Annotated in this window: 15 protein-coding genes; 11 read left to right on the forward strand and 4 right to left on the reverse strand. The window is 65.4% G+C overall.

The annotated features are described in order from the left end of the window. Positions 1-239: 239 nt before the first annotated feature. The 5 genes from dnaA to recF all read left to right on the forward strand — a co-directional run bounded on the left by dnaA (position 240) and on the right by recF (position 6,454). On the forward strand, positions 240-1,685 hold the full coding sequence (dnaA, locus tag J5M86_RS00005) for a chromosomal replication initiator protein DnaA (RefSeq protein ID WP_188061367.1): 1,446 nt from the start codon (positions 240-242) through the stop codon (positions 1,683-1,685). 670 nt (positions 1,686-2,355) lie between these two features. Continuing rightward, positions 2,356-3,486, forward strand: a complete 1,131-nt coding sequence (dnaN, locus tag J5M86_RS00010; RefSeq protein ID WP_188061368.1) for a DNA polymerase III subunit beta — start codon at positions 2,356-2,358, stop codon at positions 3,484-3,486. Between the two features lie 35 nt (positions 3,487-3,521). Further along, the gene (gnd, locus tag J5M86_RS00015; protein ID WP_188061369.1) at positions 3,522-4,514 is read left to right on the forward strand and encodes a phosphogluconate dehydrogenase (NAD(+)-dependent, decarboxylating); all 993 of its coding nucleotides are present in this window, start codon (positions 3,522-3,524) and stop codon (positions 4,512-4,514) included. Positions 4,515-4,620: 106 nt separating this feature from the next. Next, a complete protein-coding gene (locus J5M86_RS00020; protein WP_188061370.1) occupies positions 4,621-5,205 on the forward strand; it encodes a hypothetical protein in 585 nt (194 codons plus the stop codon). Positions 5,206-5,257: 52 nt separating this feature from the next. Further along, complete coding sequence (recF, locus tag J5M86_RS00025; protein WP_188061371.1) at positions 5,258-6,454, forward strand: DNA replication/repair protein RecF; 1,197 nt, start codon at positions 5,258-5,260, stop codon at positions 6,452-6,454. A gap of 67 nt (positions 6,455-6,521) precedes the next feature. Here recF and J5M86_RS00030 read toward each other — a convergent pair whose 3' ends face one another. Both J5M86_RS00030 and J5M86_RS00035 read right to left on the reverse strand, forming a co-directional pair. Continuing rightward, positions 6,522-7,091 carry a hypothetical protein gene (locus J5M86_RS00030; RefSeq protein WP_188061372.1) on the reverse strand — a complete coding sequence of 190 codons (570 nt, stop codon included), beginning with the start codon at positions 7,089-7,091 and terminating at the stop codon, positions 6,522-6,524. After that, positions 7,088-7,453 (reverse strand): hypothetical protein, encoded by a 366-nt coding sequence (locus tag J5M86_RS00035; RefSeq protein ID WP_188061373.1) that lies wholly within the window; start codon positions 7,451-7,453, stop codon positions 7,088-7,090. Before J5M86_RS00035 ends, J5M86_RS00030 begins: the two co-directional genes overlap by 4 nt. Positions 7,454-7,780: 327 nt before the next feature. On the opposite strand from J5M86_RS00035, the gene J5M86_RS00040 reads away from it, so the two are divergent. Continuing rightward, positions 7,781-8,755 (forward strand): helix-turn-helix transcriptional regulator, encoded by a 975-nt coding sequence (locus J5M86_RS00040; RefSeq protein ID WP_188061374.1) that lies wholly within the window; start codon positions 7,781-7,783, stop codon positions 8,753-8,755. Between the two features lie 22 nt (positions 8,756-8,777). Here J5M86_RS00040 and J5M86_RS00045 read toward each other — a convergent pair whose 3' ends face one another. Then, positions 8,778-9,350: a GPP34 family phosphoprotein gene (locus J5M86_RS00045; protein WP_188061375.1), complete on the reverse strand. Its 573-nt coding sequence runs from the start codon at positions 9,348-9,350 to the stop codon at positions 8,778-8,780. Beyond that, a complete protein-coding gene (locus tag J5M86_RS15565) occupies positions 9,347-9,472 on the reverse strand; it encodes a hypothetical protein (protein WP_255427647.1) in 126 nt (41 codons plus the stop codon). Before J5M86_RS15565 ends, J5M86_RS00045 begins: the two co-directional genes overlap by 4 nt. A gap of 333 nt (positions 9,473-9,805) precedes the next feature. Between J5M86_RS15565 and J5M86_RS00050 the strand changes: the two genes are divergently transcribed. The 5 genes from J5M86_RS00050 (at position 9,806) to J5M86_RS00070 (ending at position 16,925) form a co-directional block, all read left to right on the forward strand. Then, complete coding sequence (locus J5M86_RS00050; protein ID WP_244328392.1) at positions 9,806-10,339, forward strand: DUF721 domain-containing protein; 534 nt, start codon at positions 9,806-9,808, stop codon at positions 10,337-10,339. Between the two features lie 230 nt (positions 10,340-10,569). Beyond that, positions 10,570-11,316: a hypothetical protein gene (locus tag J5M86_RS00055; protein ID WP_188061376.1), complete on the forward strand. Its 747-nt coding sequence runs from the start codon at positions 10,570-10,572 to the stop codon at positions 11,314-11,316. Between the two features lie 327 nt (positions 11,317-11,643). Beyond that, the gene (gyrB, locus tag J5M86_RS00060; RefSeq protein ID WP_188061444.1) at positions 11,644-13,692 is read left to right on the forward strand and encodes a DNA topoisomerase (ATP-hydrolyzing) subunit B; all 2,049 of its coding nucleotides are present in this window, start codon (positions 11,644-11,646) and stop codon (positions 13,690-13,692) included. A 129-nt stretch (positions 13,693-13,821) separates the two neighbouring features. Beyond that, positions 13,822-16,416 (forward strand): DNA gyrase subunit A, encoded by a 2,595-nt coding sequence (gene gyrA / locus J5M86_RS00065; RefSeq protein WP_188061377.1) that lies wholly within the window; start codon positions 13,822-13,824, stop codon positions 16,414-16,416. Continuing rightward, complete coding sequence (locus tag J5M86_RS00070; protein WP_244328393.1) at positions 16,413-16,925, forward strand: DUF3566 domain-containing protein; 513 nt, start codon at positions 16,413-16,415, stop codon at positions 16,923-16,925. Before gyrA ends, J5M86_RS00070 begins: the two co-directional genes overlap by 4 nt. Positions 16,926-16,928 lie beyond the last annotated feature (3 nt).

The raw sequence follows: 16,928 nt of genomic DNA on the forward strand, positions 1-16,928 counted from the left end.
GATTTATCGATCCGACACGCCGAGGAGCGCACACAAATCTCGGGGGTCGGTTGCGGTCCGGCGAGCGATGTTGTTAACGTCATCTCTTCAGGTGTCAGGTTACTCACAGACTGTGCATATACCTGTGGATATCCGTCGTACCATGTTCGCCGGTCATCGTCCGGACGCAGCACGGCACCGGAACGCCACACGCGGACGAGCTTGAAGTCTGTCGCCTGCAATGAAGGGGAGTTCCCGCCTTGAGTGATGCCCAGATCGACCTCGCACATGTGTGGCACGCCACTCTTCTGGGCCTGGAAGATTCGGGAATCCCACCGCGTGACCGCGCCTACCTGCGCATCGCTCGACTGGTCGGCATCATCGGCGAGACCGCCCTGCTGGCCGTTCCCTACGAACACACCAAGACCTTCGTCGAGACCACACTGAACGAACCGGTCTGCATCGCCATGGCCCAGGAACTCGGTCACCCGGTGCGTTTGGCAGTCACGGTCGACAGTTCACTGGCGGTCGTCGAGACCCAGGACGACGAGGGTCCGTCGCTGGTCGAGGCCGAGGTCGACGATCAGACCTTCGGGCAGACCGAACTCCAGGTCGCGACGCCGCCGGCTCGCACCGTGACCGTCAACGAGTTGGACGACGCCCGCCTCAACCCGCGCTACACCTTCGACACCTTCGTGGTCGGGCAGGGCAACCGGTTCGCGTGCGCGGCCGCACAGGCGGTGGCTGAAACCCCGGCCCGCTCCTACAACCCGCTGTTCGTCTACGGCTCATCCGGCCTGGGCAAGACCCATCTGCTGCATGCCATCGGCAACTACGTACGCAGTTACTACCCGCAGTTGCGGGTGCGCTACGTGAACTCCGAGGAGTTCACCAACGACTTCATCAACTCCATCCGCGACGAGACGCCGCAGGCCTTCCAGAAGCGCTACCGCGACAACGTCGACGTGCTGCTCATCGACGACGTGCAGTTCTTCCAGGGCAAAGACGGCACGCAGGACGAGTTCTTCCACACCTTCAATGCGCTGCACAACAGCCAGAAGCAGATCGTGTTGTCCAGCGACCAGCCGCCCAAGAAGCTCAACGGCCTGGAGGATCGTCTGCGCTCCCGTTTCGAGTGGGGCCTGACCACCGACGTCACCCCGCCCGATCTCGAGACGCGCATCGCCATCCTGCGGCGCAAGGCGGACGCCGAGCGCATGCAACTGCCGGACGACGTGCTCAGCCTCATCGCCGACAAGGTCGCCACGAACATCCGTGAGCTCGAGGGCGCGCTGATCCGGGTGACCGCCTATTCCTCCGTCTCCAAGCAGCCGGTGACGGTCGAGAGCGCCTCGCAGGTGCTGAAAGACCTCATGGTGGGCAATTCCGCAGGTCAGATCACCATCCCGTTGGTGATGGACACCGCCGCCGAGTACTTCGACGTGACGGTCGACGACCTGTGTGGCTCCTCCCGGTCGCGGGCCTTGGTCAACGCGCGCCAGATCGCGATGTACATCTGTCGCGAGCTCACCGACGAGTCGCTACCCCAGATCGGACGCCACTTCGGTGGACGCGACCACACCACGGTGTTGCACGCCGACCGCAAGATCCGAGAACTGATGGGCAGCAAGCCCCAGCTGTTCGACCAGATCACCGAGCTCACCTCGCGGGTGCGACGCGCCGCCAACGAGCTCGGTCGCAGCTGATTCGCCGACCTTTCCACAGCATTTTCCCCACCTGGGGGTACTCGGCAGTTGTGTACTGATCCAGGGATGACCTGCGTCCTGCCAGGCAAACCGCGGCTGAACGGCGACTGCCAGGTCGAGGTCCGAGGGTCCATAGCAGGTCTGTTTGTCCACAACCTGGGGATCATCCACGTGTGGACGCCTCCGACCTTCCCCGGCGAGCGCAGATTCGACTGTGCACACCCAATCTGTGGATAAGAGGCAGTTTTTGTGGATAAAGCTGATGGTTGTCCACAGAATTGGCAGTCGGAGTGTGAACGAATTCCTGTCATCCACAGGCGAGCCGACGAACTGACATTTCATCCACAGCCTTCTGGACATCCCCGAACCGGCCGTGACCAGCGCAAACAACGGTCATCCCCAGAACTCACAACTGCTACTACGACGATCAACCATTGATGAAGAGATCCTCCACGTGTCCGATCACAGGGCATCGGTTGTGCATCCAGGGGTAGGCCAGGCACTGCGAATCCACCCCTCGACCGAGGGTGCCTCAAGGCGGTCGCTCGGATACTCTCGCTCTGCGGTGGTGTGACTACCATTTGCGCACGACGTACGGCGTGGAGTGTTGACATGATCGCTTCGACACCCCCGGTCGTCCGAGCCGAACTCGATCGAAGGAAAACCACACGTGAAGTTGCAGGTCGAACGCGACGTCCTGGCCGAAGCCGTCACCTGGGCTGTGCGCGGACTGTCCCCGCGTCCGCCCGTGCCGGTGTTGTCGGGTGTGTTGCTGGAAGCCACTCCCGAGGGCCTGACGCTCTCCGCCTTCGACTACGAGGTGTCGGCCAAGGTCACCGTCCCGGCGTCCGTCGACGAGCCCGGCACGGTGCTGGTGCCCGGCAAGCTGCTGGGTGACATCTCCCGCTCGCTCAAGAACAAGCCGGTGACGCTCACCGCCGACGGTCACAAGGTCGAGGTCGTGTGCGGCACCAGCCGTTTCGCCCTCCCGCAGATGCCGACGGCCGACTACCCGACGCTGCCGACCGCGCCGGAGGCGTCCGGTTCGGTGGCCGGCGATGTCTTCACCACCGCCGTCAGCCAGGTGGCGATCGCAGCCGACAAGTCCGACACGTTGCCGATCCTCACCGGCGTCCGCATGGAGATCGAGGGCGAGAAGGTCACGCTGCTGGCCACCGACCGCTACCGGCTCGCGATGCGTGAATTCGTCTGGAACCCCTCCGCTACTGACGCTTCGCACGTCGCGCTGATCCCCGCCCGCACCCTGGCCGACACCGCTCGTGCGCTCGGCGCCTCGGGTTCGGTCAACCTCGCGCTCGGCACAGCGGCCGGCGGTGAAGGCCTCGTCGGTTTCGAAGCCGGCCAGCGGCAGACGACCACCCGCCTGCTCGACGGCGAGTACCCCAAGGTCACCTCGATCTTCCCCACCAGCGTCGACACCACCGCGGTGATCAACACCGCCGAGCTCGCCGAGGCGGTCAAGCGTGTGTCGCTGGTCGCCGAGCGCAACACCCCGGTGCGCCTGCGCTTCACCGAGGGCCAGGTGACGATCGAAGCCGGTCAGGGCGATGACGCCCAGGCCAGCGAAGCGGTGGAGGCCGACCTGACCGGACCCGACATCGACATCGCCTTCAACCCGCAGTTCCTGCTCGACGGCCTCGGCGCCATCGGCACCTCGTTCGCCCGGCTCTCCTTCACCCAGCCCAGCCGCCCGGCGGTGCTGTCGGGTCAGGCCGAGCAGGACGGCGAGGCCGACGAGAGCTTCCGCTACGTCCTCATGCCCGTGCGTTTCGCCAGCTGAAGACCGCACTCACCCACTTCTAAGGAGCCAATGTCATGCAGATGGGCCTGATCGGTCTCGGCAAAATGGGCGGCAACATGCGCGACCGCCTCAAAGCAGCCGGCCACGACATCGTCGGATACGACACCAACCCCGAGATCAGCGACGCCAAGGACCTCGCCGATCTGGTGAGCAAGCTGGACGCACCCCGCACAGTGTGGGTAATGGTGCCGGCCGGCAAGATCACCCAGTCGGTCATCGATGAGCTCGCGGAGTTGCTCTCCGAGGGTGACCTCGTCGTCGACGGTGGCAACTCCAAGTTCACCGACGACGCGGCGCACGCCGAGATGCTCAAGGAGAAGGGCATCGAGTTCGTCGACTGCGGCGTCTCCGGTGGCATCTGGGGCAAGGACAACGGCTACGGCCTGATGTGCGGCGGCGAAGACAAGAACGTCGAGCGCCTCATGCCGATCTTCGATGCGCTGCGCCCCGAGGGCCCGCGCGAAGAAGGCTTCGTGCACGCCGGCGCCGTGGGTGCGGGCCACTACGCGAAGATGGTCCACAACGGCATCGAGTACGGCATGATGCACGCCTACGCCGAGGGCTGGGAACTTCTCGAGGCCAAGGACATCGTCACCGATGTCGAAGGCTGCTTCCGCGCCTGGAGCCGCGGCACCGTGGTCCGCTCCTGGCTGCTCGACCTCATGGTCAAGGCGCTGGAGGAGACCCCGCACCTCGAAGGCATCAGCGAGTACTCCACCGACTCCGGCGAAGGACGCTGGACGCTGGAAGAAGCGATCAACCTCGCTGTGCCGATGCCGGTGCTGGCGTCCGCGTTGTTCGCGCGCTTCACCTCGCGCCAGGAGAACTCCCCGCAGATGCAGGCCGTCGCCGCGCTGCGTGGCCAGTTCGGCGGCCACGAAGTGATGAAGTTCGGCCAGGAGCCCTACCGCAAGGCCAAGGAGGGCCAGGCCGAGGTCAGCCCGGCCGCGGAGAAGAAGGACACCTCGGGTCAGGCGACACCTGGCGCCAGTGCCTCGGACAACTGATCACTTCCGTCGACTGACACACGCGGCGTCCGGGTATCGACCCGGACGCCGCGCTTCTTAGACGTTTGTTTACCATCTGTGCCACACCCCAGGGGAGGACACGGAATTGAAGAACATTGCACGCACGGTCGGTCTGCTCGCGGTCGTCGGTATGACCACGTCCTGTGGCTTGATCGGTGGCGAGGATGAGAAGAAGGAACAGCCGGGTGTCGGAGCCACGCAGACCATCGAGGCGAAGTCGAACGGCGTGAAGTACGAGATCACCCTCGACAAGGTCGAGGACGTCACCGGCTCGGTGCCGGAGAAGGAACTGCCCGACTCGGCCAAATCAGGCTCGATCTTCTACGTGCACTACACCGTCAAGCGTCCGGACGCTTCGCAGAAGATGGCCAGCGAGGTGGGCTCCTGGACCGGCACCGCGAAGAACAAGGACATCAAGGTGCGCTTCGTGCGGACGATCCTCGGTGACTACGCCGGCTGCGACTCGCTCACCTCGCGCACGTCCAAGGACCAGAAGGCGCTGGAGTACAAGGCGTGCGCGCCGCTGGTGACCGAGACCAAGGACACGCTCACGGAGGTCGCCACGGATGCGCCGACCGGCATCTACATGAAGAAGAAGAACGAGGAGCGCCGCGGCACCTGGTGGACCGTCACCCCGGTGAAGGCCACCGCGCCGTCCTCGTCCAACTGATCACGCGGCCCGCGCCCGATCGCGGAAGCCGTCCGCGGCTACGCTGACGCGCGTGTTCGTACGCCACCTCAGCCTCATCGACTTCAGGTCGTATCCCGAGGCTGAGGTGGCGCTTTCACCGGGCATCACGACCTTCGTCGGGCTCAACGGTCAGGGCAAGACCAACCTCGTCGAGGCGATCGGATACCTGGCCACACTCGGCTCACACCGGGTGGCCAATGACGCACCGCTGGTGCGCGCCGGAGCCGAGAAGGCGTACGTGCGAGCCGCGGTTGTGCGGGATGGCCATGAGCAACAGCTCGAACTCGAGATCAACCCCGGACGAGCCAACCGAGCACGGTTGGGACGCGCCGCCTCCACGCGTCCGCGCGAAATCCTCGGCACGATCCGCACGGTGTTCTTCGCACCCGAGGATCTCGCCCTGGTCAAGGGTGATCCGGCCACCAGGCGACAGTTCCTCGACGACCTGCTCGTGGCGCGACAACCGAAATGGGCCGGTGCGCGGGCCGATTACGACAAGATCCTCAAGCAGCGCAATGCCCTGTTGAAGTCAGCCCGTCAGGGTTACGACCGCGGCGCGCTGGAGGCGACGCTGCCGGTCTGGGACGAGCATCTTGCTGCCGTCGGCGCCAATCTCATCTATGCCCGGCTGCGCCTGCTGCACGACCTGCGGCCTTTCGTCGCACAGGCCTACGATGAAGTGAGCGCCGGTCAAGGGGATGCCGCCCTCACCTATCGCGGATCGTTGCACGTGAAACTTTCCGAGTCGATCGCCTCCGGTGACGTGCCGACGGTCGAGGAGATCACCGCCGGCATGCATGAGACCTTCGCCGAGGTGCGCCGGCAGGAGATGGACCGCGGCATCACGCTCGTCGGCCCGCACCGTGACGAACTGGTGCTGCAGCTGGGCGATCTGCCCGCCAAGGGTTATGCCAGTCATGGCGAATCGTGGTCGTTCGCGCTCGGTATGCGCCTGGCGGCGTTCCAGTTGTTGCGGCACGACCTGGGCACCGATCCGGTGCTGGTGCTCGACGACGTCTTCGCCGAGTTGGACGCCGGTCGCCGCCGGCGCCTGGCAGACATGGTGGGCGATGCCGAGCAGGTGTTGATCACTGCGGCCGTTGCCGATGACGTGCCGGAAGCCTTGCAGGGCAACCGTTTCGAGGTGACCAAGGGTGTCGTGGCACCCGCCTCGTCCCTCGGAATCGGCAGCGATGGTGGCCAGCACCCCGCTGGCGACCAGACCTGACCCGGCTGGACCGGTCGGCTCGGGTCGGACTGCGCTGTGCTTGACGAGCTCGGGCTCGGCGCGTGGGTCAGAACGGTAGACCGGGCACGTCGGCCGGCACGATCAGCAGACCGGCGATGCGGTCCCACGGATCCCAGGCCACACGGCCGTGCCAGGTGCCCGATTCGCACACCAGCGCGGTGACGCCGATGACCTGCCCGGTTGCCTCGTCCGTGGTCAGCGGGGTGTGGTCGGGGGTGCGGATCTCCGTGCCCTCGAAACCTCGCAGCACTCCGGTGGAACGCTCGGCCGCTGCCCAGGTGGCCTCGAGATCGGCCACCTGCAGCACCGCGGCGGCGTGCCGCGTCATCCGCTCATGCAGTCGCGCGGCGTGACCGTCGGCCAGATGTCGGAAGACGTCCTCGGTGAGGGTCCGCAGTGATGTCAGTGGGCGCGCCGGAGGCGGCTGGTCGCCGTCGACTTCCGACGGCTTGCCGAATCGCTTGAACACCGCCTGCCGAGACATGCCCAGCACGTCTCCGATGGCTTGCCATGACGCACCTTCCCGGCGCGCCTCGGCGACGGCTTCATCGAGTGCGATCCGCGCGTGTTCCAGTCGCTGGTCGGCCACCAGCACGTGGTGGAGCGGATCGGTCATGCATCCCGTCCGGCAGCTTTGTAGGCCTGAGCACCTTTCATGGCAGGAATGATCGCACCGGCGATGATGAATCCGACCGACCAGAAGGTGTTCTCTTTGGTCAGCAGGCCCATGAATGCCCCGATGACGACGGCGATGACGCCGGCAGTGGCGTAGGCCTTGGGATCGACGACTCCGCGCTCGGTCTTCCTCAGCCAGGTGCCGGCGGAGAGCATCACCCAGAGTATGAACGCCAGCAGCGCACCCATGATCGGGTAGGCCCACCACACGTCGCCCTCCTTGCCGCTGGTGAAGTACATGGCGACCGCGGTGACCACAGCGAGCACGCCGCCGATGGCGAGGTTCTTCGGCTGTCGATTCATGTCTCCACTCTGCGTCGTGCGGTCGCGTATGTCAACATTTGGTTGACAAAATGGCGGTGATGCCGAGCGGGTGCTGCTGACAGCGGCTGCTGCTGATGACGTACTGGAGTCGCCTGAGCAGCAATCACTTTCGAAATGGCGAGGCGCATGGTTTTGCCGGTGAGCAAAGAGGCGGTCCAAGCAGGCGAGGACACAGGCGCGCAGGCGACGCCGTGGCAGATGTTGAATGATCGTTTCAGGATGTGAACGCAACCCATCCGGCACTGGCGTCGTCCGAGACGCCGAATAGAGTACCCAGGAAAGCTGGGGGCCTTCGGGGATACACATATGGCAGGACTGCAGGACTTGGGACTCACGGCGGTGGAGGACGGCCTCTACCGCCACTGTCTGAGGCACCCTGGTGGCCAGTTGGACGAAGTGCATCTGCTGTTGCAGGTGAGCGAGGACGAGGTCGAGCGCGCTCGCGCGGGCCTGGTGGGGCACGGTGTGCTCGACGACTCAGACACTCCCACACCAGCCGATCCGCAAACGGCCGTCGATCGGTTGACCGACGCACGGCTGCGCTGGCTGCAGGACCAGATCCGGCAACTCGGTCGCACCCGACACCTGGTGGAGGATCTACAGAAGTTGACCGGTGACGCACCCGAACCGGCCCCCTCGATCGAACGCCTCACCGAAGTGGTTGACATCCGCAACCGCCTGGAAGATCTCGCCTTCTTCGCGCGCGACGAGATCCTGTCGATCGAGCCGTACCAGAAGCTGTCTCCGGCGAACATCGAGCACGCCCGCCCGCTCGATCTGCGGTGCTTGCGACGTGGGGTGAAGTTGCGCAGCATCGTGCTCACCTCGGCCCTGGATGATCCGTCCACCGCCCGCTACCTGCGCGATCTCGCCGAACGAGGTGCCGAAGTGCGCACGGTCGACAACACCCAGGAACGCGTCCTGGTGTACGACCGCACCACCGCGCTCGTGCCTGCCGTGCCCACCGACACCAGTCGTGGCGCGCTGCTGTTGCACGACCCGGCCCTGGTCACCAACCTGATCGCCCTGTTCGATCAGGTGTGGGCGGCGGCCACCCCGATCGACGAAGCCACCGTGACGACCGGCACCCCGGTGCTGACCCCCACCGAACTCCAGGTTCTCGAAAGCATGTGTTCGGTGCGTAAGGACGACCTCGGTGCCCGCTTGGTGGGTGTCTCGGTGCGGACCTACCGTCGCCACGTAGCCGACGTGTTGCGCACGCTCGGTGCGGAGACACGTCCGCAGGCAGCCCTCGTTGCGCGTGAACGTGGTCTGGTCTGATCGGCTCGATCACCTGTTGGAGTCACCCGCCCATCATCGCGATCCGCCGGTCGAGCACCGCTCGCTTCAACGCTTCTCGCACGGGTTCGGCGAGCCGCGACTTCGCAGCGACACCAATCCGTCCATCCGTCACCCGGTCGAGCATCTTCGCCTCCGCGAGCAGTTGCTGTTGATTTGCTGCGCCGTCATCGGCTGGTCCGGACTGCCAGCGCTGCAGGATGGCATCCCGCTCAGCCCGCCCCTGCGGGGTGAGTGAAGTGTGCGAGGGTCGCAGGAAGCCGCCTTTTGAGTGCACGATGGCACCCGCGGCCACCAGTTCCTCCAGCGCCGCGTCGAGGGTCTCGCGTCCCTTCTTGCCGACGGCGGCACGCCAGGACGGCCGGTCGCCGAGCGTGGCGGCGAACCACGTGGCGGGAGGCGGGACAGGACCGTTCACCACTACCTCCTCGCCGTATGGTTCGACGGCGCCTTCGCGCACCAGTTCATCGAGGCCGAAGGCTCGCACGATGGGTCCGATGCGCTGGACGTCCTGACGGCGTCCGTCGGAAGGATTGGTCAACAACAAAGTGGCGACCGCAGCAGCGGAGAGATTCATCGGAGCACTCCTTGTGATCGGGCAATCTTGGCGGCGATGATCCCGAGTGCGGCTTCCACACCCGGTGGATATCCGGCTGCACCCAGGACGGTCCCGGCTGCGATGCGGCGAAGGTTCTTCATGTCGTTCTCCTCTGGACTGGGTCCTGCTCGGATTGCTGGCTTCTTCGAGTTCTGTTGTCCGGTGGTGTTCTCCGGATGTCCTCAACACTCGTCGCGAAACAAGCCGCAGAACAGGCCATTTCCTGGCATCGATGTGCAGATGCGGCCGCGCGCGTGACATGAAGTGGACAGCGACGGGGGTGGTGTTGAACCGGGGAAACCCAAGCGTGAACAAGGCCGCTGAGCGGGTCTCCCGACCGTGGCCTTGTCGAAAGTCGTTGTCTTCCAACGAAACTCGCACGGTCACGGTCTTCTGGGCAGGGCGACCTGGAACAGCGCCCGTACGCTGATGCGGTGACCGATCAGCCGACGCCGGGCGAGAAGGGCGACACAGAGCCCGAGCTCGATCCGTTGGACGCCGCGCGTGAGGCACTCTCGCGCGCCCGTCTGGCGGCGCGCGGCAAGGGGTTGCGACCGGGTCAGCAGCCACGCGTCCGGAGAAAGTACGACATTCCGCGCGATGACGGCGGTCGCGACCCCGTGGGCCTGGCCGACCAGATGGAGCGCCTACTGGTCGAGCGCGGGTGGCGGGTCGACGTCGCAGCCGGCTCGGTGCTCGCGAAGTGGCCGCAGATCGTTGGACCAGATGTCGCATCCCACACGCACGCAACAGGATTCGAGGACGGCGTGCTCACCGTCCGCGCCGATTCCACCGCATGGCGCACCCAGCTGAGCTACATGACCTCCACGATCCTGGCCCAGATCGAGGCAGAGATCGGCGCTGACATCGTCACCGAACTGCGCATCCTCGGGCCGAGCGCACCGTCCTGGAACAGGGGTCTGCGCAAGGTGCACGGCGGCCGTGGACCGCGCGACACCTACGGCTGAACCGACCGATGCCATCCGGTCGCTACCTGCTGGCCGGACCGTGCGCAAGTGGCGGAAGTTCAGGCTCTTGCGCAGGTGGATTCCGGCTGACCGGACGTCCTTCGCCGCCATAAAATCGATCACAGGGTTTGCAAGGTCGGCACCGATGTTGGACGGTGGTCGGTGGTGTAGGTGGCCCGGGAGGGTCTTCGGCGCCAGCCAGGAAAGCGAACGAGAGGCAGGACAGACCGGTGAATCATCCGAACAGGGAGTTCGACCGGAACGACAGTTTCGACTCCTTCTTCCGGCCCTCCGGCAACGACCGGATGGACGACGTCACCGATCCCGGCGTGCCGGGTGCGCGCGTCCACGACCACGACACCATGGCCGCTCCGATGCCCGGGGCTCAGTACTACCAGCAGCCCTCGCAAGGCTCAGGTCATGTCGAGCCGCCGCAGGAACCGCACCGCAAGAACTCCGCGCTGCTGCCACTACTGGTGCTGGGCGCGTCCTTGCTCGTCCTCGCCGTGGTCGGTTTCGTGTTCCTCACCAAGGGTGATGCGCCGAACGACGCCGCGCAGCAAACCCAGTTGCCGACCCAGACCGCGCCCGCTGACTCCAGCAGCAATGCACCGTCCAGCTCCTCGAGTTCGACGTCCAGTTCGTCGAGTTCGACGTCCAGTTCGTCGAGTTCGACGTCCAGTTCGTCGAGCTCGTCCACCAGCCTCAGCTTCGCCTCGTTGCCGGCCGACCAGGGTGAGAACTGCTCCTCGGTCTACACGACGTCCAACGCGGTGACCTGCGGCTTCGCCGACCGCATCCTGGCGCAGGCGCAGAACATGCCGGACAACACGATGGACCGCCGGTTCAGTGTGACCAGCCCGACCACCAAGACGGCCTACCCGATCACCTGCAACCGGCCGAGCGGGCAGTACATCACCTGCACCTGGCCGGGTAACAGCGGCACCGGTTACATGTACATCCTGCCCAGCAACTGAGCGGCAGTCGGGTGCCGAATCGCGAGTTGGGTGTGAGAGCGGGAGGTAGAGCTCCCGCTGGGCACCGGGCCCACGGGTACACACCCAACTCGCCTGAATGGCTGATCCGTTTTAACCGTTCACAGCGGCTCTGACACCCCGGGCGACGTGTGGGGAGTCAGAGCCGCCCCTGTTCGTGGCTCCTATCCACCGTTGAGCGCGTCTGAGGCGCGGATCGTCGCACCCGCGGGGTAGACTTTCCAAGGTTTGCGTCAGGTCGATTCGAGGAGCACTGTGACCGACAGTTCGCAGCAGGACAACGGCGATCAGCACGAGGTCACCGAGCCGGTGATCATCGACGGAGAGGTCGTCTACGACGCCTCCGCGATCCAGGTGCTGGAGGGTCTGGAGGCCGTCCGCAAACGTCCGGGTATGTACATCGGTTCGACCGGTGAACGTGGTCTGCACCACCTGGTCTGGGAGATCGTCGACAACGCCGTCGATGAGGCGCTGGCCGGTCACAACGACCGCGTGCTGGTCACCCTGCGCGCCGACGGTGGCGTCGAGGTGACCGACCACGGACGCGGCATCCCCACCGGCATGAACGAGCAGTACGGCATCAGCACCGTCGAGCTCGTGCTCACCCAGTTGCACGCGGGCGGAAAGTTCGGCGGCGGCGGGTACAAGGTGTCCGGTGGTCTGCACGGCGTCGGTTCCTCGGTGGTCAACGCGCTCTCCACCCGCCTTGATGCGCAGGTGCGGCAGAACGGCCGTGTGTATGAGATGTCCTTCCGGCTCGGTGAGCCCCAAGGACCCCTCACCGACGTCCGCGCCATGGAGGCCGACGAGCCGACCGGCACCACGATCACCTTCTGGGCCAGCGAAGACATCTTCGACACCACCACCTACGACTTCGAGACGTTGCGCTCGCGGTTTCAGCAGACGGCCTTCCTCAACAAGGGCCTGACGATCTCGCTGACCGATGAGCGGCGCGCCCATGAAGACAGCGACGACGAGGGTCTGGACGATCTGAAGGAGATCGGCGAGGACGCCTCCGATGCGCCCGACAGCGCGGACGCCAGCAAGGACAAGAAGCGCACCGTCACCTACCGCTACGACAACGGTCTGCTCGACTACGTCAAGCACCTCAACTCCTCCAAGCGCAACGAGCCGGTCAACGACGAGATCATCGCGTTCGAGACCGAAGACACCTCGCGCATGCTCTCGGTCGAGATCGCGATGCAGTGGACCACCTCGTTCAGCGAGTCGGTGCACACCTACGCCAACGCCGTGAACACCCACGAGGGCGGCACCCACGAAGAGGGTTTCCGTGCGGCGATGACCAAGCTGGTCAACGACTTCGCCCGTGAGCAGAAGCTGCTCAAGGAGAAGGACGACAACCTCACCGGCGACGACATCCGCGAAGGCCTCACGGCGGTCATCTCGGTGAAGCTGGGCGAGCCGCAGTTCGAGGGCCAGACCAAGACCAAGCTCGGCAACTCCGAGGTGAAGGGCTTCGTCCAGGCGGCCGTGCGCGACGAGTTCGGCCACTGGTTGCAGGCGCACCCGAATGACGGCAAGAACATCGTCCGCAAGGCGATCCAGGCCTCCGCTGCTCGCATGGCTGCTCGCAAGGCGCGCGAGGCGACCCGTCGTAAGGGCCTGCTCGAATCAGGCAATCTGCCGGGCAAGCTCAAGGACTGCCAGAGCAACGACCCCACGATCTCCGAGGTCTACATCGTCGAGGGAGACTCCGCCGGCGGTTCGGCCGTCCAGGGGCGTAACCCCTACAACCAGGCGATCCTGCCGATCCGCGGAAAGATCCTCAACGTCGAGAAGGCCCGAATCGACAAGGTGCTGGCCAACAACGAGGTGCAGGCGCTGATCTCCGGCTTCGGCACCGGCATCGGCGAAGACTTCGACATCAGCAAGGCGCGCTATCACAAGATCGTGTTGATGGCCGATGCCGATGTCGACGGCATGCACATCCGGACGCTGCTGCTCACGCTGCTCTTCCGGTTCATGCGTCCGCTGATCGAGGCCGGCTACGTGTATCTCGCACAGCCGCCGCTCTACCGCATCAAGTGGAGCAACCACGACCACGAGTTCGTGTTCTCCGACAAGGAGCGCGACGCCGCGCTGCGTGAGGGTCAGTCGCAGGGCTGGCGTCTGCCCAAGGACAACGGCGTGCAGCGTTACAAGGGTCTGGGCGAGATGAACTACCAGGAGCTGTGGGAGACCACGATGGACCCCGACCACCGCACCCTGCTCCAAGTGACGCTCGACGACGCCGCCGCGGCCGATGAGATCTTCTCGATCCTGATGGGCGAGGACGTCGAGAGCCGCCGGTCGTTCATCCAGCGCAATGCCAAGGACGTCCGCTTCCTGGACATTTGAGATGAACCAGCGGAGGTTGGCGCCGAGCTTGCGAGGGGCCGGCCACCCGGCCAGCCTGCCGACATCGTCCAACCGTCGCCCCAGACACGAACCACGTTTGCCGAAACGCCTTGATCGACAAGGAAACTGATGACTGACGTAACGCCCCCCGCGAGCGATCGGGTCGACCCGGTCGACCTCAACACCGAGATGCAGCGCAGCTACATCGAGTACGCCATGAGCGTGATCGTCAGCCGCGCGCTGCCGGACGTCCGCGATGGTTTGAAGCCGGTGCACCGCCGCATCATCTACGCGATGTACGACGGCGGTTACCGTCCTGACCGCGGGTACAACAAGTGCTCGCGCGTCGTGGGTGACGTGATGGGTCAGTACCACCCGCACGGTGACTCAGCGATCTATGACGCGATGGTGCGTCTGGTGCAGCCGTGGTCGCTGCGTTACCCGCTGATCGACGGGCAGGGCAACTTCGGTTCGCCGGGTAATGACGGTGCTGCGGCGCCGCGATACACCGAGTGCAAGATGGCGCCGCTGGCGATGGAGCTGGTGCGTGACATCGACCAGAACACCGTCGATTTCGAGCCGAACTACGACGGCAAGACGATGCAGCCGACGGTGCTGCCGGCGCGTTTCCCCAACCTGTTGGTCAACGGTTCGGCCGGTATCGCGGTCGGCATGGCCACGCAGATCCCGCCGCACAACCTCGGCGAGGTTGCCGCGGGTGCCACCTGGTTGCTCGACAATCCCGAGGCCAGCCGCGAGGAGCTGCTGGAGCGGCTGCTCGAGATCATCCCCGGGCCCGATTTCCCGACCGGTGCGTTGATCCTGGGCAAGAAGGGCATCGAGGACGCCTACCGCACCGGCCGCGGTTCGATCACGATGCGCGCGGTGGTGAATGTCGAGGAGATCCAGGGTCGTCAGTGCCTGGTGATCACCGAGCTGCCCTACCAGGTCAACCCCGACAGCCTCGCCGAGAAGATCGCCCTGCTGGTCAAGGAGGGCAAGATCGCCGGCATCGCCGACCTGCGCGACGAGACCTCCGGCCGCACCGGTCAACGCCTGGTCGTCGTCCTCAAGCGCGACGCCGTGGCGAAGGTGGTGCTGAACAACCTCTACAAGCACACCCAGCTGCAACAGAACTTCAGCGCCAACATGTTGGCCCTGGTCGACGGCGTCCCGCGCACCCTGCCGATCTCCGCCTTCATCCGCCACTGGGTCGACCACCAGATCGACGTCATCGTGCGGCGCACCCGTTGGCGCCTGGCCCGGGCAGAGGAGCGTATCCACATCCTGCGTGGTTACCTCAAGGCGCTCGACATGCTCGACGAGGTCATCGCATTGATCCGTCGCAGCCCCACCGTCGAAGAAGCCCGCACCGGGTTGATGAGCCTGCTCGACGTCGACGAGATCCAGGCCAACGCGATCCTGGAGATGCAGCTGCGGCGCCTGGCGGCCCTGGAGCGGCAGAAGATCCAGGACGAGCACGATGAGTTGCAGCGTCAGATCGACGACTACAACGACATCCTCGTCAAGCCGGAGCGGCAGCGGCAGATCGTCAAGGACGAGCTGGCCGAGATCGTCAACAAGTACGGCGACGAGCGCCGCAGCCAGATCGTGCCTTTCGACGGCGACATGTCGATGGAAGACCTCATCCCGGCCGAGGACGTCGTGGTCACCATCACCCGCGGCGGTTACGCCAAGCGGACGAAGGTCAGCGAGTACCGCGCGCAGCGTCGAGGCGGCAAGGGCGTGCGCGGCGCGACCCTGCGCGGCGACGACGTGGTGGAGAGCTTCTTCATCACCAGCACGCACAACTGGCTGCTCTTCTTCACCAACAAGGGCCGCGTCTACCGCGCCAAGACGTATGAACTGCCCGAGGGCAGCCGGGACGCCAAGGGTCAGCACGTTGCCAACCTGCTGGCTTTCCAGCCGGGTGAGCAGATCGCCGGCGTGATGGCGTTGACCGATTACGACGCGGCGCCTTACCTGGTGCTCGCCACCCGCAACGGTCTGGTCAAGAAGACCCGCCTGACCGAGTACGACTCCCCGCGTTCGGGTGGCCTCATCGCGGTCAACCTGCGCGACGGCGACGAGCTTGTCGGCGCCGGCCTGTGCAGTGCGGACGACGACATCCTGCTGGTCTCGCGCAAGGGCCAGTCGGTGCGCTTCCACGCCACCGACGACGCCCTGCGTCCGATGGGTCGTTCGACCTCCGGCGTCACCGGCATGAAGTTCCGCGACAACGACCACCTGTTGTCGATCTCGGTCGTCGAGCAGGGCAGTGACCCCGACCTGTTCGTGGTGTTCGTCAATGGCCTCGCCAAGCGCACGGCCGCCTCGGAATACCCGGTCAAGGGCCGCGCCACATTGGGCGTGAAGGTGGCCAACATCTCCGAGCGGGGCGGCGAACTGGTCGGCGCGCTCACCGTCGACGACGGCGACGAGGTGCTCGTCGTCATGGAGAAGGGCAAGATCGTCCGCTCCCGGGTCGACGAGGTGCGCCGCACCGGACGCTCGACCCAGGGCGTCCAGTTCGCGACGCCTGACAAGGGTGATGCGATCGTTGCCGTGGCACGCAATGCCGAGAGTGACGATGTGGTGGAGGAGGTTGTAGGTTCGAGCGAGTCGTCCGACGCGGACGGCGCAACCGCAGTGACCGACGCTGTCGAGAGCACGAACGGCGCCACGGAAACACCGGGCGCCGAGGAACCTGGAGGCGATGAGTGAGCACCCCCACCGGTGGCAGGACCACCCAGTCGGCGGACTCCTCGGCCAAGTTGCCGGGCGCGCAGAGCCGTAACGCGACTCGTCGTCCGGCGGGTGCCGCTGGCCAGCGTCCGGCGACCCGGCCGGCGCAGCGTCCCGGGCGGGCCACCCCTCGCCGTGTGCGGCTCACCGTGTCGCGGGTCGACCCGTTCTCGGTGTTCAAGGTGTCGTTCCTGCTGTCGGTCGCGATCGGTATCGCGACCGTGGTGATGGTCGGCGTCCTCTGGACTGTGCTGGCCGGCATGGGCGTCTTCGACAACCTCAACGAGCTGCTGCGCACCCTTGACCGTGAGGGTTCGAGCTTCAATCTGATGGACTACATCGGCTTCGGACGGGTGCTGTCTCTGTCAGTATTGATCGCAGTGATCGACGTCATCCTGATGACTGCGATCGCCACCCTGATGGCGTTCTTGTACAACATCTGTGCCTCCCTGGTCGGTGGACTGCAGCTCACGCTGACGGACGACTAGGCA

It is taken from the genome of Yimella sp. cx-51 (assembly GCF_017654605.1).
Lineage (GTDB): Bacteria > Actinomycetota > Actinomycetes > Actinomycetales > Dermatophilaceae > Yimella.